Genomic DNA, 17,295 nt, shown 5'->3' with positions numbered 1-17,295 from the left:
GTATGGCTAACCTAACCTGAACCGCCCGGAGGCCACCACCCACCCCCACCAACTGTGAAATCCGCGCAGGCCGCTGGTGATGTTCGCGTCTCAGCTGCGTTCGTCGTCGTTCTCGCCGTGTTCCTTGGCCGGCTGGGGCTGGGTGTCGGCTTCGGAAGCGGCGGCCGAGTTGTAGACGCGGGGTTGCGGGATGGCAGCTTTGCCGCTCGCCGCCGAGGGCCCGTAGACGACCGGCGGACCCGAGGTGGGCCGCGCCGGCGAAGGGCCACCCGAGGGTTCCGGCGCCGGCTCCGAGCTGGAGGGCCGCCCAGCGTCGGTGGGGATGTTGGGAACGGTCGCACCAGCCCCCGGGTCGTGATCAGCGGCCGGACGAGCAAAGGCAGGCCCAACAGCGGTCGCCGCCGGCCGCGCGGGGGGAGTGCTTCCCGGATGGGCGGACGGGGCGGATTCGGAGGAAGGCCGAGCCCTGGCGGCCAAACCAAGAGCCGGCGGAAGGGCCGTGGAGCCGAGGGCCTGGGTGGGCTGCTCGCCCAGATCATCGCGCCGGGCGGAGCCTCCGCGGCTGGCGGTGCTCGGGCCGGCGGAGGGGCCCGGCCCGGCGGAGCTGGCGGACGAGCCTGGCCCGGCGGAGCTCGCGCTCATGGAAGGGCCTGAGCGGACCGAGCTCGGGGTGGAGGGGCTCGGGCTCACGGACGGGCCTGAGCGGACCGAGCTCGGAGTGGCGGTGCGGCCAGGAGTGGTGGGAAGTCCTGGAGCGGGCGGCCGGTCGGAGCGGGAAGGTGTGGAGCCCGGGTCCGCGGCCGCGGTCGGGGCTGGGGCTCGGCCGGCTCGGGTTCGGGGGATCAAGCCGCCCTGGGGTTCGGGGACTGCTATCAGGACCGCGGCTATGGGGGCGGCTGTGGCGGGGGTCAGTTCGGCGGCTACCCGGCGGGCTGTGGAACGGGTCAGGCGGTCGAAGTCGGCTACCAGGAGGACCAGGTCGCTGACGGCGGCCAGGGCCACGGCGTCGGCTACGTGCAAGGCGGGGGCTGAGTCCAGGACTATGACGTCGCAGTTGGACTTCAGCTCGCGGAGCATTTCGCCGAACGAGGCGGCCAGCAAGTCGGGGGCGCCCTCCTGGTCGGGGCCGGCGGCCATCAAGCGCAGGTGGGGGACTGGGCCGTCGCGGAGGGCCGACGCGCCTGAGATGTCGCCGGTCAGGATGCCGGTCAAGCCGCGGTCCCGGGACAGGGCGAACATCTGGTGCAGGACGGGGCCCCGGACGTCGGTGTCGATCAGGACCACGCGGCGGCCGGACTGGGCCAGGGCTATGGCCAGGTTGGCGGCGGTCGTGCTGCGGCCCTCGCCCTCGTGGGCGCTGGTCACCAGGACGGTGGCGGGGCCCTCCAGACAGGCTTCGAGGCGGGCGCGGAGATAACGGTACGACTCGGCGTCGGCTGAGGTGGGAGAGCGCAGCAGTACGGGCAATGGGGCGCCGGGGCCCCGGGAGCGCCGGGCGCGCGGGATGGTGGCCAGCACGGGCCAGCCGGTGAGGTGTTCGAAGTGGACGCGGCCGCGTACCCGGTCGCGGGAACGGTAGCGGGCGACGACGATGCCGGTCAGCAGGCCGGCGGCGGCGCCGATCAGCGGGTACAGCCACTGTGGCAGCCAGGTCACTCGGGTGGCCGAGGTGGCAGGGGTGATCAGGGTGGCCGCGATGCCGGACTGGGATGTGGTGGCGTTCCGGTAGGTCAGGTATTGCGTGGCCACGGCCTGGGCCCGGGTGCGGGCGGTGGGTGCGGTCGAGGAGACGTACGCGATGGTGAATGACGTGCCGGCGGGAGCGGGGGAGACGCGGAGGCCGTCGGCCAAGGTCTGCTGGTCGATGCCCAGGGAACTGGCGGCGGGGCGCAGAACGGCGGCGGAGCGGGCGATCTCGCTCTCCGTAGCGGGGTCAGCCGGGACGGGCGTGATGGTGGCGCGCAGGCGGGGCTGGGCGACGATCGTGGCCTCGGCGCGGTAGCGGGGCGGTTCGAGCAGGCTCAGGCCCCAGGCGCCGGCCGCGAACACGATCATCAGGAGCAGGGTCCATCCGCCGTACCCGCGGATCAGTCGTGCGGGTTCGCTCGTCGTCGCCATCCGGGCCGTCCTCCCGTCATGCCGCCTGATCGGAGCCTAAGGCGGCTCGTTACGGACCGCTACCGGAAAACACGACACCTGACAGGCCCACGGTTCACCGGCGACCCGGCGAGTGGAGGGCCCGAAGTGGCGCAGAGAGGGAGAAAGGGCGAGCCGAAGAAGGGCGGGGCGGAGAGGCGGGCGCGGCGGGGGCGCGGGGAGGAGGAAGGCGAGGGAAAGGGTGCGGCGCAAAGGAAGAGGGGCGGGGCGCGCGGTGAAGGTGGGAGGTGGGCGCGAGGAGGCGGCTCGGCGGAGAGGGAGCGGGGCCGGTTGGGGGCGCTGGAGGTTGGCGGGGATCGATGTTACCGGGAGATTTCGGGTGGGGTGTGGACACGGGTTTGTGTGGCATCTAGGGTGAGCGATACCGCCGACAATCGAAGCGCTTCGACGATGGGAACCCGCTGGGCTGAGCGGGTTATCTCGTCGTTCCTGGAATGCCATCCTTCGATGAGGAGAATTGCCCATGCGAAGGCGTTTCCTGACCGTCCTGGCCGTGGCTGTGCTGGCCGCGCCGACGGTTCCTGGGGTCGCGCACGCGGGACCGTCCTATCCGTTCCGGGATCCGCGGCTGCCGTTGCCGGCGCGGGTCGACGACCTCGTCGGGCGGCTGACGCTCGATGAAAAGGTCTCCCTCCTTCACCAATATCAGCCGGCCGTTCCACGGCTCGGCATCGACTTCTTCAAGACCGGCACCGAAGCCCTGCACGGCGTCGCCTGGTCGACCGACATCGACAACAACGGCGCCGTCGTCACCGCCGACGGCACCTCCTTTCCGCAGGCCGTCGGCCTGGCCAGCACCTGGGACCCCGACCTGATCAAGCGGGTGGGCTCGGCCGTCGGCGACGAGGCCCGTGGGTTCCACGCCGAGAACCCGCGCGTCTTCGGGCTCAACCTCTGGGCGCCGGTGGTCAACCTGCTGCGCGATCCCCGGTGGGGGCGCAACGAGGAGGGCTACTCGGAGGATCCGCTGCTCACGGGCGCGATCTCCACGGCGTACGGCAAAGGTCTCCAAGGTCCTGACCCGGCCCGTCTCAAGACCGCGCCGACGCTGAAGCACTACCTGGCGTACAACAAAGAGACGCTGCGCGACACGACCTCCTCCAACGTGCCGCAGCGGGTTTTGAACGAGTACGACCGGCAGGCGTTCAAGCCGGCCCTGACCGCGAACGCCGCGACCGGCGTCATGGCGTCCTACAACCTGATCAACGGGCGCCCGGCGACCGTCGACCCCGACCAGGCGACGCTGCTGCGCCAGTGGGCCGACTACCCGCTGTTCAACGTCAGCGACGCCTGGGCGCCGAACGGGCTGGTCCAGTCGCAGAAGTACTACGCGACCCAGGCCGAGGCCGACGCCGCGGTGATCAAGGCGGGGCTGGACAGCTTCACCGTCGACGACACCAACGCCGTGCCGACCGTGACCGCGGTCAAGCAGGCGCTCGCGCAGGGGCTGCTGACCGAGAAGGACGTCGACCGGGCGGTCGGGCACGCGCTGAGCATCCGCTTCCGGCTCGGCGAGTTCGATCCGGACGGCGGGCCGTACAGCAAGATCGGGGCCGAGGTCATCGACAGCCCGGCCCATCGCAAGCTCGCGCGGGAGACCGCCGGCGACGCCATGGTGCTGCTGAAGAACAACGGCCTTCTGCCGCTGAAGAAGGACAAGACAGCGGTCATCGGGCCGCTCGCCGACACGCTCTACACCGATTGGTACGGCGGCAAATTGCCGTACGAGGTGACGGCGGCCGACGGCATCGCGGAGCAGGCGACGGCGACCGTGAACAGCACCGGCTCCGACCGGATCGCCCTCAAGCTGGGCGACCGCTATCTGGCCGGCGGCCCGGACGCGGCCACGGTCACGGCGGCGAGCGCCACCGCCGAGGCGCAGTTCGACGTGGTCGATTGGGGGCAGGACATCCTCACCCTGCGCAACGTCGGCAACGGCAAGTACCTCGGCAACACCAACGGGGTCTTCACCACCCGCGACGACCAGCCCAACGGCTGGTTCGTGCAGCAGCAGTTCAAGCTCGAGGAGCAGGCCGACGGCACCTTCGCGCTGCGCTACGCCGGCTACGAGACGCTCGAGAGCTGGTTCGGGCCGAACAAGTACATCACCGTGGACGCCGCCGGGAAGCTGACGCTGGGCTCGCCCGACGCGGCCGGCGCGGCCCACTTCACACGTGAGGTGCTGCGCAGCGGCGTCGACGAGGCGGTCGCCGCGGCGAAGAGCGCCGACACGGCCGTGCTGGTCGTCGGCACCAACCCGTTCATCAACGGCCGCGAGGCGCACGACCGCACGTCGCTCGCCCTCGGCGCCGGCCAGGAGGCTCTGGTCAAGGCCGTCCTCAAGGCCAATCCGCGTACGGTCGTGGTGTTGCAGACCAGCTATCCAGAGACGATCAACTGGTTGCAGCAGAACGTGCCGGCGATCGTGTGGACCACGCATGCCGGCGCCGAGACCGGCCACGCGATCGCCGACGTGCTCTACGGCGCCCGCAACCCGGCCGGCCGTCTCACCCAGACGTGGCCGGCTTCGCAGGACCAGCTGCCGGCCGACCTCGACCAGTACGACATCATCTCGACCGGGCAGACGTATCTCTACAGCAAGCAGAAGCCGCTATACCCGTTCGGATACGGCCTTTCCTACACGTCCTTCAAGTATGGAAAGCCGGAGATCAACAAAGATGGAATCCGCATCAAGGTAACCAATGTCGGTAAGCGTGACGGCGATGAGGTCGTGCAGCTCTATACGCATCAGCGCACCTCGCGGGACACCACAGCCATCAAGCAGTTGCGCGCGTTCGACCGCGTACATCTGAAGGCCGGGGAAACGCGGACCGTGACTCTTCCGCTGAACAAGAATGACCTCGCTCGATGGGATCAGACCCGCGGCCGCTGGATCGTCGAGTCGTCCGACTACGACATTCTCATCGGCGCCTCCTCCGGTGACATCCGGCAGCGGGCGACGCTGAAGGTCAAGGGTGAGACCATTCCGGCCCGCGATCTCTCGCGGGTCACCAGGGCCGAGACATTCGACGCGTATGCAGGGGTGAAGCTGCTCGACGAGAGCAAGCGGGCCGGCACCGTGATCGGCGCGACCGCGTCCGGCCAATGGGCGGCCTACAAGGACGCGAATCTGAAGAACGTCCAGTCCTTGACCGTACGCACGTCGGGCTCCGGCACGGTCGAGGCGCGCCTCGGATCGCCCACCGGGCGGCTGATCGGCACCGCGACCGTTTCCGCGACCGGCGACGTCTACAGCTATTCGGCGACGACCGTTCCGGTGGCCCGGACCAGCGGCCGTCACGACGTTTATCTCGTACTCAGTGAAGGGGTCCGTTTGTCCCAGTTCTTTATTCGGTGAGAGGGGAACCCGCCCGTCGGCTTGGTCAGCCGGCGGGCGGGGCCATAACCAAGGCACATAACCAACAGTAGGATCGGGCGATCAGGGGGAGGGTAGATGCCGACGATCAATGATGTGGCGCGTGCCGCCGGTGTCTCGCCGAGCACGGTGTCGTACGTGCTGAGCGGCCGGCGCCCCATTTCCGCGCAGACGCGCGAACGGGTGCAGGCGGCCATCGCCGAGCTCGGTTTCCACCCGCACGCCGGGGCCCGGGCCCTGGCCAGCAGCAAGACGAACGTGCTGGCGCTGGTCGCGCCGCTGCGGCTCGACGTCAACGTGCCGGTCATCATGCAGTTCGCGACGGCGGTGGTGACCGCGTCGCGCACCCACAACCACGACGTACTGCTGCTGACCAAGGACGAGGGCACGGCCGGCCTCGAGCGGGTCGCCAACAGCACCATGGTCGACGCGCTCATCCTGATGGACGTCGAGCGGGAGGACGTACGCCTGCCGGCGCTGCGCCGGCTCAAGCAGCCGTCGGTGTTGATAGGGCTTCCGAACGACCCGCTCGGCATCGCCTGCGTCGACCTCGACTTCGCGGCCGCCGCCGGCGAGGCCCTGCGCCACCTGGCCTGGCACGGTCACCGCAGGATCGCCCTGGTCGGCCCCTCGCCGGCCGTCTACCGTCGCGGCACCACCTACGCCGAGCGGTTCCTGACCGGCTTCACCGAGGCCTCGGAGTCCCTCGGCCTGCGGACTCTCGCTCACCCGTGCGAGCCCGACGTCGAGGGCGTACGGGCATGCCTGGACGACATCGATGCGCAGCTGCCCGGGGCCACGGCCCTCGTGGTGCACAACGAGGAGTCCCTGCGGCCCCTGCTCGACCTGCTGAGGTCCCGCGGCAAGCGGGTGCCCGAGGACATCTCGATCGTGGCGATCTGCCCGCGCGACGTCGCGATCAACATGCCGTTGCCGCTCACCTCGGTCGACATCCCGGCCCACGACGTGGGCGGCCTCGCGGTCGAGACGGCCATGCGGCTGCTCGACGGCCGCGGCATCGAGCCGGTCCGCCTGCTGCCGCCTACTTTGGTGGAGCGGGAGAGCTGTTCGCCGCCTCGATAGCGCCGTCGACCGTCGTGCTGCCGCCCGCCTTGCCAGCTGCCGTTGACGCCCATGCCGGCCGACAGGCCGGCGCGGGAGACACGCACCCCGGGCTCAGCTGCTGACGTGCCGGCCGGAGCGCCACACCCGGCGCAGCCAGTAGAGGGCTATCAGCGTGATGACGATCGTGCCGCCGATCGAGAAGAGCGTGAACAGGTGGACCTGCTGATCGGTCGGCTGCGGGATCCAGCCCCGCTCGAACAGCGCCTGCTGGCGCGCGCTGCTGGTGATCACCCAGGTCAGGTAGACGGCGATGCCGTGCATCGAGTCCCACAGCGCGTGCAGCAGCGCCACACCGAGGTAGCCCAGGATCAGGCCGCCGGTGAGGCGGAAATGCCTGGTCTTGGTGGCGGTGGCGAACAGGAGGCCACCGAGGATGGCGGTCCACAGGCCGTGGCCGAACGGGGCCAGCAGGCCGCGCAGGATCTCGGTCTCGACCAGCGCCCGTAGCGAGAGGCCGTCGACGGTGATCAGCGCGTTCAGTGCGTAGCCGGCCGACTCGAACGCCGCGAAACCGAAGCCGACAGTGGCGCCGAGCAGGACGCCGCTGCGCACCGACTTGCCGGCCAGGTGGCGGGTGAGCAGCCACAGCGCGGCCAGCTTGACGCCTTCCTCGATCAGTCCGACACCCACGAACATCCACACCGAAGGATGCAGGAGGTACGTCTCGAGGATCGAGGCGCCGAGCACTCCTAGGATGCCGCCCACGACGAACAGGCGGAACAGCGCCTCGACCGTGATGACCTCGTCCCGCTTGCCGTACGCCCAGGCCACGAAGGTGACCGGGACCAGGAAGCTGCCGAGCAGCACCAGCGTGGGCACGAGGTTGGCGTTGGCCGTGGCGAAGGTGACGGCGACAGTCGCCAGCCACAGCAGCAGGCCCGTGATCAGGATGACCGCCCAGGCCGGCCGCCGATGGGCGGACACCACCGGCGACGCCGTGGCGGCGGATGTCGAGTAGGTCATGCCCGTCAGATTCGTCCCTTCCCGCCGGGAAGACTTCCTCCGGAGAAGGTGAAGTTCGAACGGGCACGGGGGTCCAAAGCGGCCGGTGCCGGTCGAGGGGGATGTGATCTGCATCGATGTGGCCGGAGCGGGCGTGGGGGCGCCTGCTCCGGCCATTTGCTGGCAAAGGTTGCGGTGGGAGCGATTCCACTCGTGACGGGCGTCTCTCGATCACGGTCCAGGAAATCTCTTCGTCACACCGTTGACATCTGAGCGCGGCCGGGCCTAGCGTCACCGGAAAGTCCCGTCGTCGAAGCGCTTCGACGCCTGATCGTCGAAGCGCTTCGACGGACCCCTCCCGGAGGACGATCCATGATTCGATCGCGAGCCGGCCTCTCGGCCGGTGCACTGTTGCTGGCCACTTCGCTCGCCCTCACCGCCTGTGGCGGTGGTGGTGGATCGGAGGACGAAGGGGCCGATGCCAAGACCCTGACCCTGTGGCACTACGAGGGCCCGACCAGCGCCATGGGCATCGCCTGGAACAAGGCGATCGAGGAGTTCAAGTCCTCGCACCCCGGCGTCACGGTGAAGTTCGAGGAGAAGGGCTTCGAGCAGATCCAGCAGAACGCCCAGATGATCCTGAACTCGGACTCCGCCCCGGACATCATGGAGTACAACAAGGGCAACGCCACCGCCGGTCTGCTCTCCAAGCAGGGCCTGCTGACCGACCTGTCCGAGCAGGCGTCCAAGCGCGGCTGGGACAAGGCGCTCACCGGCAGCCTGCAGACCACCGCCAAGTACGACGAGCAGGGCATCATGGGCTCGGGCAAGACGTACGGCATCCCGAACTACGGTGAGTACGTCGAGGTCTACTACAACAAGGACGAGTTCAAGAAGTACAACCTGCAGGTGCCGACCACGCTGGACGAGTTCACCAAGGTGATGGACGCGTTCAAGGCCAAGGGCGTCACCCCGCTGTCGGTCGGCGGCGCCGAATATCCGGCCCAGCAGATCTTCTACGAGCTCGCGCTGTCCAAGGCCGACCGGGCGTTCGTCGACGACTACCAGCTCTACAAGAACAAGGTCGACTTCAACGGGCCGCAGCTCAAGTACGGCGCCGAGACGTTCGCCGACTGGGTCAAGAAGGGCTACATCTCCAAGGACTCGGCCGGCATCAAGGCCGAGGACATGGGCGTCGCCTTCACCCAGGGCAAGTACCCGATCATGATCTCCGGCAGCTGGTGGTACGGCCGGTTCGTCAACGAGATCAAGAACTTCGACTGGGGCACCTTCCTGTTCCCCGGCAACAAGCTCCACCCGGGCTCCAGCGGCAACCTCTGGGTCGTGCCGGAGAAGAGCAAGGCCAAGGCGCTGGCGTACGACTTCATCGACATCACCATGAAGCCGGAGATCCAGGCGCTGCTCGGCAACAACGGCGGCGTGCCCGTGGCGGCCGACCCGTCGGCGATCACCGATCCGAAGAACAAGGAACTGATCGAGAACTTTAACAAGATCTCTTCCGAGGACGGCCTCGCCTTCTACCCGGACTGGCCGGCCCCCGGCTACTACGACGTGCTCGTCGGCGGCGTCCAGGGCCTGATCAACGGCTCCAAGACCCCGCAGCAGATGCTCGACGAGATCGCCAAGCCGTACAACGAGAACCTGGCCGACCTCGGCAAGTAGTCGCCGTCGAGGGGGTGGCGCGAGCCGCCCCCTCGAACGAGCAAGAGAGAAGGGAGCGTCCATGGCCGGCAGCAGCAAGGTCAGCCGGGGCGGCTACGCGGTCTACCTGATCCCGGGCGTCGTCCTGTCGCTGGCGATCATCGTGGTGCCGCTCGTGATGACCGTCTACACCAGCTTCACCCGGTGGACCGGTGTGGGCAGCCCGACCTGGATCGGATTCGACAACTACACCCGGCTGTTCCAGGACGCGAACTTCTGGGCCTCGTTCGGCCACATCATCCTGCTGATCGTCGCGATGGCGGTGATACCGACCTTCCTCGGCCTGGTGCTGGCGGCGGTGCTGTTCGACTACATCGCCAAGCACTTCAGCAACCGGTGGGCCAGCTTCTTCCGGTCCGGTTTCTACCTGCCGCAGGTGCTGCCGGTGGCGGTCACCGGCATCGTGTGGGGCTGGATCCTGCATCCCTCGTACGGCGCCCTGAACAAGATCCTGGAATCGATCGGGCTCGACGGGCTGGCCAAGAACTGGCTGGGCGACCCGAAGTACGCGCTCTACAGCGTGATGGGCGTGATGATCTGGTTCCAGCTCGGCTACCCGATCGTCATGTTCATGTCGGGCCTGCAGCGGATCAACCCCGAGCTCTACGAAGCGGCCGACCTCGACGGCGCCACCTGGTGGCAGCGTTTCCGCCGGATCACCGTCTACATGATCCGGCCCGAGTTCTACGTCGTGCTGATCACCACCACGATCGCCGCGCTGAAGATCTTCGGACAGGTCTTCGTGCTGACCCGGGGCGGGCCGAGCAACGCGACGCTCGTGCCGTCGTACTTCGCCTACAAGAACTTCTTCGAAAAGGCCCAGGTCGGGTACGGCTCGGCGATCTCGACAGTGCTGACCGTGCTCATCATCGTGCTGGCGATCGTCTTCCTGCGCCTGCAGAACCGCGCCGAGCGGAACGGAGGCTGAGACGATGACCGTCACCGCGACGACACCGGTCATGACCGACCACCCGGAAGATCCGCCGAAGGCGGCCAAGCGCCGCAACCCCGTGCGCTTCGGCATCCTCACCGGCCTGCTCATCCTGCTGCTGCTCGTCGTGGCGCCGCTGCTCGTCGTGGCCGTCAACGCGGTCAAGAGCCCGGCCGACTACGCCGGCAGCGGCCCGCTGTCGCTGCCGACCCACCTGTACTGGGACGGCATCGTCAACTTCTGGAACCGCGTCGATTTCGGCACCAAGCTCTGGAACAGCTTCATCACGAGCTTCACGGTGGCCGTGCTCGGCGTGCTCCTGTCGATCCTCAACGCGTACGCGCTGGGCATCGGCCGGGTCAAGGGCCGCATCTGGTTCCTGGTCTTCTTCCTGGTGGCGAACCTGCTGCCGCAGGAGGTGCTGGTCTATCCGCTGTACTTCCTGTCCAAGGAAGTCGGGATCTACGACAACCTCATCTCGATCGTCATCATCTTCACGGTCATCCAGGCCGCGTTCGGGACGTACCTGCTGACCTCGGTCTACACCGAGTTCCCGCTGGAGTTGCTGGACGCCGCCGCGGTCGACGGCGCCGGCCGGTGGCGGACCCTGTGGCGCATCGTCGTGCCGGTCAGCATGCCCACGCTCGGCGTGCTGTTCACCTTCTTCTTCATCTGGACGTGGAACGAGTTCTTCCTGCCGCTGGTCTTCCTGATCTCGAACGACAAGCAGACCGTGCCGGTGGCCCTGGGCGTTCTCCAGGGCGACCGCCTGATGGACGCGACCACGACCAGCGCCTCGGCGCTGATCGGCATCCTGCCGGCCATGCTCTTCTTCCTGATCTTCCAGCGCACGCTCACTCGCGGTATCACCGCCGGCGCGATCAAGTAAAGGGACACCTATGAAGTTCACCGACGGGTACTGGCTCAAGCGCCAGGGGTTGACGGTCCTGCATCCGTCCCAGCTCAGGGACACCGAGGCCGGCGAGAACAGCCTGACCGCGTACGCCACGACCAAGCCGGTACGCGCTCGCGCGGACACCCTCGACACCCCGCTGATCACCATCAAGCTGGAGGCGCCCGCGCCGGACGTCATCCGGGTGACCCTCGGGCACTTCCTCGGCGGCGCCCCCAAAGGCCCAAATTTCGCTATAAATGGCGAGGATCACGCCGTGGCTGTCGACGCGAATTCGATTACCTCGGGTGACCTGACCGCCCAGTTCAAGGACGATGGCTGGGGCCTCGACTTCCTGGCCGACGGCAAGCGGATCACCGGCACCGGCTGGCGCGGCATGGGCGTGGTCGACACCGCCGACGGCGAGAGCTACGTGCACGAGCAGCTCGACCTCGGCGTCGGCGAGGCGGTCTACGGGCTCGGCGAGCGCTTCGGCCCGTTCGTCAAGAACGGCCAGAGCATCGACATCTGGAACGAGGACGGCGGCACCAGCAGCGAACTGGCCTACAAGAACGTCCCGTTCTACTTCACCAACCGGGGGTACGGGGTCCTGGTCGACCACCCGGGCAAGGTGTCGTTCGAGGTCGCGAGCGAGATGGTGTCCCGCACCCAGTTCAGCGTGGCCGGGCAGACCCTGTCCTACCTGGTGATCTACGGTCCCACCCCGGCCGACGTGCTGCGCAAGTACACGGCCCTGACCGGCCGGGCCGCCCTGCCGCCGGCGTGGTCGTTCGGTCTTTGGCTCACGACGTCGTTCACCACCCCGTACGACGAGGAGACCGTGACCTCCTTCGTCGACGGGATGGCTTCTCGCGACCTGCCGCTCAGCGTCTTCCACTTCGACACGTTCTGGATGCGCGAGTTCCACTGGTGCGACTTCGAGTGGGACCCGGCGATCTTCCCGGACCCGCCGGGCATGCTGAAGAGACTGCACGACCGCGGGCTTCGTACGTGCCTCTGGATCAACCCGTACATCGCCCAGCGCTCCGCGATGTTCGCCGAGGGCCTGGCCAACGGATATCTCGTTCGCCGGTCGAACGGGGACGTCTGGCAGTGGGACCGCTGGCAGGCCGGCATGGCCCTGGTCGATTTCACCAACCCCGAGGCCCGTCGGTGGTACGCCGCCAAGCTGTCCACACTCGTGGAAATGGGCGTCGACGCCTTCAAGTCGGACTTCGGCGAGCGCATCCCGACCGACGTCGTGTGGCACGACGGCTCCGACCCGGAGCGGATGCACAACTACTACACCCAGCTCTACAACCAGGTCGTCTTCGACGTGCTCAAGGAGCACCGGGGCGAGGGCGAGGCGGTGCTGTTCGCCCGCTCGGCCACGGTCGGCGGCCAGCAGTTCCCGGTGCACTGGGGCGGCGACAACTCGGCCACCTACGAGTCGATGGCCGAGAGCCTTCGCGGCGGGCTGTCGCTGATGAGCTCGGGCTTCGGGTTCTGGAGCCACGACATCGGCGGGTTCGAGGGCAAGCCCGACCCGGCCGTGTTCAAGCGGTGGATCGCGTTCGGGCTGCTGTCGTCGCACAGCCGGCTGCACGGCAACCACTCCTACCGGGTGCCGTGGCTGTTCGACGACGAGTCCGTGGACGTGCTGCGGTCCTTCACCCACCTGAAGTACAGCCTGATGCCGTACCTCTGGGAAGCCGCCCGCCAGGCGAACGAGGAAGGCCTCCCGGTGATGCGGCCGATGGCCGTCGCGTTCCCGGGCGATCCGGCGGTGACCCACCTCGACCGGCAGTACCTGCTCGGCGGTGACCTGCTGGTGGCGCCGGTGTTCAGCGAGGGCGGCGAGGTCAGCTACTACGTCCCCGAGGGCCGGTGGACGCGGTGGCAGACCGGGGAGATCGTCGAGGGGCCCGGGTGGAAGCACGAGGTGCACGGCTTCGACAGTGTGCCGCTGCTGGTGCGGCCGGGCACGGTGATCGCGGTCGGCGCTGTGGTGGACCGGCCCGACTACGTGTTCGAGGACGGCGTGACCTTGCGCTTGTTCGAGTTCTCCGGGCGTACGTCAATCAGGGTCGGCTCCTCCGTCTTTGACGTTTCCGCGGATGACGAGGGCATCCGCATCACGCGGGAGGGCGCGTCCCTGCCGTGGCGGGTCGAGGTCGGCGGCCGCGGCTTCGAGGTCGCGGCCGACGAGTCGAGCTGGGTTCTCTAGAACGTGAGCGGGGCCGCATCCCGGCCCCGCTACCAGCGGCGCGACATAGGATCTCCAGATGACCCCGGCACTGGACCTGTTCGTCCCAGGCGTCGTCTACCTCGACATCATCTTCACCGGACTCGAGGGACTGCCCGAGCCCGGCACCGAGGTGTGGGCCTCCGGCATGGGCTCCTGCCCGGGCGGCGTCGCCAACCTCGCGGTGGCCGCCGCCCGGCTCGGCCTGCGCACCGGCCTGGGCACCACGCTCAACAACGACGCGTACGGCGACTTCTGCGCGAGCATCCTCTGCGAGCAGGAGAACATCGACCTGTCCGCGTCCCGCCGCGTCGACGGCCACTCGCCGGTCACGGTGTCGCTGGCCTACGACCGCGACCGCAGCATGATCACCCACGGCCATCCGCTGCCGGTGAACGCGGACGGCCTGGTCGCCGGCCTGCCGCAGGCCCGCGCGGCATCGGTCAGCCTGACCAAGGACCGGCTCCCCTGGGTGCGGCGGGCGGCCGACGCCGGCACCCTGGTCTTCGCGGACGTCGGCTGGGACGCCAGCGACGCCTGGCCGGCCTCGGCCCTCGACACCCTCGAGGACTGCCACGCCTTCGTGCCCAACGCGGTCGAGGCCATGCAGTACACGCGGGCGGCGACGCCGGACGAGGCGCTGCGCCGGCTCTCCGGCCTGGCGCCCCTGGTCGTGGTGACCTGCGGCGGCGACGGGGCGATCGCGCACGACTCCCGCACCGGCGAGACGGTGCACGCGCCGGCGGTGCCGGTGCCGGCCCTCGACCCGACGGGTGCGGGCGACGTCTTCACGGCCGGGCTGATCGTGGGGACGCTGAACGAATGGCCGCTGCGCCAGACCCTCGCTTTCGCCAACCTGATCGCGGCATTGTCGGTGCAGCATTTCGGGGGATCGCTGTCGGCGCCGGGATGGGGTGACATCGCGGACTGGTGGCGGTCGTCGTCCCTGGCGGATTACGCGTTCCTGGAGGACGTGATCCCCAGCGGGGAGCAACGATCCGTGCGGCGCGCGGGGGCCACCATCGCGAGATTGTCGGATGCGCATGTCCACTAAGCGGCTCGTCATTCTGGGCGGGGGCGGCTTCCGGGTCCCGCTCGTATACGGGGCATTGCTGTCGCCGTCGTCGCCGATCGGATCCGTGGTGCTGCACGACGTCGACCCGGGGCGGTTGGCAGCCATCGCGCGGGTGCTGCACGCGCAATCTCTTTCGTCACCGACCGCGCCCTTGATCGAGACGACAACGGATCTGACTGAGGCGCTGACCGGGGCCGACTTCGTGTTCAGCGCCATTCGGGTTCACGGCCTCGAAGGCCGGGTCATCGACGAGCGGGTGGCGCTCGGCGAGGGCATGCTCGGGCAGGAGACGGTCGGGGCCGGCGGCATCTCGTACGGGCTGCGGACCGTTCCGGTGGCCGACTCGATCGCCCGGCGGATCAGGCTGGTGGCGCCGGGCGCGTGGGTCATCAACTTCACGAACCCGGCCGGGCTGGTCACCGAGGCGATGGCGGCCCACCTGGGTGATCGGGTGATCGGCATCTGCGACTCGCCGTCGGCCCTGGGGCGGCGGGTGGTCCGCGCGCTGGGGGTGCCGCCATCGTCGTCGCGGGTTCTCTATGCGGGGCTCAACCATTTGGGATGGCTCACGGGCGTACAGCATGAAGGGCGTGACGTGCTCCCGCGGCTGTTGGCGTCGCCCTCGGCGCTCGAATCCTTCGAGGAAGGACGCCTTTTCGGGGCGGCCCGGCTGCAAGAGCTGGGGGCGATCCCGAACGAATACCTGCATTACTACTACGACCACGCGGCCCTGGTGAAGGCGGAACTGGCGGCGCCCGAGACCCGGGGCGAATATCTGCTGAAGCAGCAGCGCGAATGCTATGCGATGTTGTCGTCACAGTCGTCGCCGCTGGACGCGTGGAACGCGGCGCGGCGGCAGCGGGACGCGACGTACATGGCGATGGAGGGCCTGGGGGAGCGCGACGACGCCGAAGGCGGCGGTTATGAGGACGTGGCGCTGGCGCTGATGCTGGCGATCGCTCAGGATTCGCCGACGTCGCTGATCCTGAACGTGCGCAACAAGGGGACATTGCCGCTGCTCGATGAGGAAGCGGTGGTGGAGGTGCCGTGCGCCGTCGACGGATCGGGGGCGCGGCCGCTGCCGGGAGCCTCGATTCCGGCCCATGGCGCCGAATTGGTGACGCGGTTGAAGGCGACCGAGCGGGCCGTGCTGTCGGCCGCCGCGTCGGGTTCGCGGTCGGTGGCCGTGCGAGCGCTGGCCTCCCACCCGCTGATCGACTCGGTGCCCGTGGCCCGGCGCCTCATGACCGGATATCAGGCGAATTTTCCGGAGCTCGCATACCTACGCTGAACTGATTCTGGTAGGCCAGCCGGGCGTCGGCGTGGGCGGCGATCCGGTCGATCTCATCGTCGAGCTCCATGAGCTGTTCCAGGTCGGGGACGCGCTTGGCCTTCCAGACCTTGTCGGCCAGGCTGACGATCAGGTCGCCGAGCTCGATGCCGGGCCGGTGCCAGTCGCCGTGGGTGCCGGCGAAGCGCGCCCTGCCCTCGGGCGCACCGCGGGCCAGCAGGAGCTGGTGACCGGCGGCCTCGTGCAGGTTTCCCGGACTTTCCGATGTCGTGGGTGGCGGCGCCGAAAAGGACGGCGTCGCGGTCGTACGCACCGGGCCCCAGCCAATCGGTGAGCTGGACGGCCACGTCGTGAACCAGCCGCAGGTGAGCGGCCGCCTCCGGGGGCAGCGGGCGGAGAAGCACGCACCGAGAATAGGGACATGCTCGCCACCACGCCGGCCATCGCCGCCGGCTCGCTCGGTTCGCAGGACCAGCCGACCCTGACCGCCGAGGGAGATCTGATCCTCCGCCCGTGGCGGGCGGCGGACGCGCCGGTCTTCCTGGGCGCCTACGAAGATCCGGCTATTCAGCGCTGGCACACCTACCGGCCCGACTCTTTGGCGGACGTCGGCGCATGGTTCACCCAGTACGAGCAGGACTGGCGTCAGGAGACCGGCGGCCACTGGGCGGTGACGAGCGCCGGCGGCGAGGTGCTGGGCCGCCTGGCGATGCGCCGCTGGAACTTCTCCGACGGCAACGCGGGCTGCGCCTACTGGGTGCTGCCCCAGGCCCGGGGCGCCGGGGTGGCCCCGCGAGCGTTGACGGCACTGACGTTGTGGGCGTTCGGGGTGGGCTTCCACCGTTTGGAGTTGAGCCACTCGACACACAACATGCCGTCATGCCGGGTGGCGGAGAAGGCGGGCTACGTGCACGAGGGCACCCGCCGGAGCAGCGCGATCCACGAGGACGGCCGCCACGACATGCACCTGCACGCCCGCATCCGCTGAGGAGTGCGGCGTAAAGTCCGAGATGTGAGCTACGATCTGATTTTTCTGCATAAGGCCGATGGGCAGTCATGGGAAGAGGCGATCGAAGCCGACGAAGAGCAGGTGGCCGACGGGCCGGGCAAAATGCCCGACAGTCAGATGTGGGCCTCCGTTCTGGAAGGCGCCCGCGAGATTCTGGGTGAAGTCACCGAGTTTCGCGGGGACGACTACTACGAACTCGACCACGAGCCCACCGGTATTCAGCTGAGCCTTTATTCGAAAAGCGCCGCGATCGCTGTGCCGTACTGGTACTCGGGTTCGGACGCCACGCGCATAGTGGAGGCGCTCTACGATCTGGCCCGGGTCGTGGAAAGACACACCGGGCTGAAGGGTTACGACCGGCAGACAGGGTCGCCGACGGCCGAGGCCCGGCCCGATGCTGCCGCGGCGGTCTTCGACCAGGTCGCGGTTTCCCTCGGCAGGCGAGGATCACGGGGCTGAGCAGAGAGCCGCTGGGCCGCGCACCGCGAGTCGTCGTCCTTCCCGGGTGTGCCCGCGCTCATGGCCGGCGG

The 17,295-nt window shown here is 68.7% G+C and carries 13 protein-coding genes; 10 read left to right on the top strand and 3 right to left on the bottom strand.

Annotated features, from left to right (window positions below; all coding sequences use genetic code 11):
• Nucleotides 1–90: 90 nt before the first annotated feature.
• Nucleotides 91–2,118: a nucleotide-binding protein gene (locus tag ACQP2X_RS30675; RefSeq protein ID WP_498687785.1), complete on the bottom strand. Its 2,028-nt coding sequence runs from the start codon at nt 2,116–2,118 to the stop codon at nt 91–93.
• 502 nt (nt 2,119–2,620) lie between these two features.
• On the opposite strand from ACQP2X_RS30675, the gene ACQP2X_RS30670 reads away from it, so the two are divergent.
• Complete coding sequence (locus ACQP2X_RS30670; protein ID WP_498687784.1) at nt 2,621–5,515, top strand: glycoside hydrolase family 3 protein; 2,895 nt, start codon at nt 2,621–2,623, stop codon at nt 5,513–5,515.
• 96 nt (nt 5,516–5,611) lie between these two features.
• The gene (locus ACQP2X_RS30665) at nt 5,612–6,616 is read left to right on the top strand and encodes a LacI family DNA-binding transcriptional regulator (RefSeq protein WP_498687781.1); all 1,005 of its coding nucleotides are present in this window, start codon (nt 5,612–5,614) and stop codon (nt 6,614–6,616) included.
• A 93-nt stretch (nt 6,617–6,709) separates the two neighbouring features.
• On the opposite strand, the gene ACQP2X_RS30660 is transcribed toward ACQP2X_RS30665, so the two are convergent.
• The gene (locus ACQP2X_RS30660; protein WP_498687779.1) at nt 6,710–7,621 is read right to left on the bottom strand and encodes a PrsW family intramembrane metalloprotease; all 912 of its coding nucleotides are present in this window, start codon (nt 7,619–7,621) and stop codon (nt 6,710–6,712) included.
• A gap of 351 nt (nt 7,622–7,972) precedes the next feature.
• Here ACQP2X_RS30660 and ACQP2X_RS30655 point away from each other — a divergent pair, with 351 nt between their 5' ends.
• From ACQP2X_RS30655 to ACQP2X_RS30630, 6 genes are all read left to right on the top strand, one after another.
• On the top strand, nt 7,973–9,283 hold the full coding sequence (locus tag ACQP2X_RS30655; protein ID WP_498652409.1) for an ABC transporter substrate-binding protein: 1,311 nt from the start codon (nt 7,973–7,975) through the stop codon (nt 9,281–9,283).
• Between the two features lie 61 nt (nt 9,284–9,344).
• A complete protein-coding gene (locus tag ACQP2X_RS30650; RefSeq protein ID WP_498687777.1) occupies nt 9,345–10,250 on the top strand; it encodes a carbohydrate ABC transporter permease in 906 nt (301 codons plus the stop codon).
• Nucleotides 10,251–10,254: 4 nt separating this feature from the next.
• Entirely contained in the window at nt 10,255–11,142 is an 888-nt protein-coding gene (locus ACQP2X_RS30645) for a carbohydrate ABC transporter permease (protein ID WP_498687776.1), read from the top strand.
• Nucleotides 11,143–11,152: 10 nt separating this feature from the next.
• Nucleotides 11,153–13,372: an alpha-xylosidase gene (gene yicI / locus ACQP2X_RS30640; RefSeq protein WP_498687774.1), complete on the top strand. Its 2,220-nt coding sequence runs from the start codon at nt 11,153–11,155 to the stop codon at nt 13,370–13,372.
• Between the two features lie 58 nt (nt 13,373–13,430).
• Nucleotides 13,431–14,444: a carbohydrate kinase family protein gene (locus tag ACQP2X_RS30635; protein WP_498687772.1), complete on the top strand. Its 1,014-nt coding sequence runs from the start codon at nt 13,431–13,433 to the stop codon at nt 14,442–14,444.
• On the top strand, nt 14,428–15,756 hold the full coding sequence (locus tag ACQP2X_RS30630) for a 6-phospho-beta-glucosidase (protein WP_498687770.1): 1,329 nt from the start codon (nt 14,428–14,430) through the stop codon (nt 15,754–15,756). Before ACQP2X_RS30635 ends, ACQP2X_RS30630 begins: the two co-directional genes overlap by 17 nt.
• On the opposite strand, the gene ACQP2X_RS30625 is transcribed toward ACQP2X_RS30630, so the two are convergent.
• The gene (locus tag ACQP2X_RS30625; RefSeq protein ID WP_498687768.1) at nt 15,707–16,069 is read right to left on the bottom strand and encodes a hypothetical protein; all 363 of its coding nucleotides are present in this window, start codon (nt 16,067–16,069) and stop codon (nt 15,707–15,709) included. The genes ACQP2X_RS30630 and ACQP2X_RS30625 overlap by 50 nt on opposite strands.
• Nucleotides 16,070–16,177: 108 nt before the next feature.
• Between ACQP2X_RS30625 and ACQP2X_RS30620 the strand changes: the two genes are divergently transcribed.
• Complete coding sequence (locus ACQP2X_RS30620; protein ID WP_498687766.1) at nt 16,178–16,744, top strand: GNAT family N-acetyltransferase; 567 nt, start codon at nt 16,178–16,180, stop codon at nt 16,742–16,744.
• 24 nt (nt 16,745–16,768) lie between these two features.
• The gene (locus tag ACQP2X_RS30615) at nt 16,769–17,224 is read left to right on the top strand and encodes a hypothetical protein (protein WP_498687765.1); all 456 of its coding nucleotides are present in this window, start codon (nt 16,769–16,771) and stop codon (nt 17,222–17,224) included.
• Nucleotides 17,225–17,295: the final 71 nt, after the last annotated feature.

The organism is Actinoplanes sp. CA-131856 (genome assembly GCF_050956135.1).
GTDB lineage: Bacteria > Actinomycetota > Actinomycetes > Mycobacteriales > Micromonosporaceae > Actinoplanes.
This window is presented reverse-complemented; position numbering and strand designations above follow the sequence as displayed.

Bases quoted from the DNA above. Each gene is read 5' to 3' on its own strand.
- ACQP2X_RS30675 (WP_498687785.1), bottom strand. From the start codon at position 2,118: ATGGCGACGACGAGCGAACCCGCACGACTGATCCGCGGGTACGGCGGA.
- ACQP2X_RS30645 (WP_498687776.1), top strand. From the start codon at position 10,255: ATGACCGTCACCGCGACGACACCGGTCATGACCGACCACCCGGAAGAT.
- ACQP2X_RS30630 (WP_498687770.1), top strand. From the start codon at position 14,428: ATGCGCATGTCCACTAAGCGGCTCGTCATTCTGGGCGGGGGCGGCTTC.
- ACQP2X_RS30670 (WP_498687784.1), top strand. From the start codon at position 2,621: ATGCGAAGGCGTTTCCTGACCGTCCTGGCCGTGGCTGTGCTGGCCGCG.
- ACQP2X_RS30665 (WP_498687781.1), top strand. From the start codon at position 5,612: ATGCCGACGATCAATGATGTGGCGCGTGCCGCCGGTGTCTCGCCGAGC.
- ACQP2X_RS30635 (WP_498687772.1), top strand. From the start codon at position 13,431: ATGACCCCGGCACTGGACCTGTTCGTCCCAGGCGTCGTCTACCTCGAC.
- ACQP2X_RS30650 (WP_498687777.1), top strand. From the start codon at position 9,345: ATGGCCGGCAGCAGCAAGGTCAGCCGGGGCGGCTACGCGGTCTACCTG.
- ACQP2X_RS30620 (WP_498687766.1), top strand. From the start codon at position 16,178: ATGCTCGCCACCACGCCGGCCATCGCCGCCGGCTCGCTCGGTTCGCAG.
- ACQP2X_RS30655 (WP_498652409.1), top strand. From the start codon at position 7,973: ATGATTCGATCGCGAGCCGGCCTCTCGGCCGGTGCACTGTTGCTGGCC.
- ACQP2X_RS30660 (WP_498687779.1), bottom strand. From the start codon at position 7,621: ATGACCTACTCGACATCCGCCGCCACGGCGTCGCCGGTGGTGTCCGCC.
- yicI (WP_498687774.1), top strand. From the start codon at position 11,153: ATGAAGTTCACCGACGGGTACTGGCTCAAGCGCCAGGGGTTGACGGTC.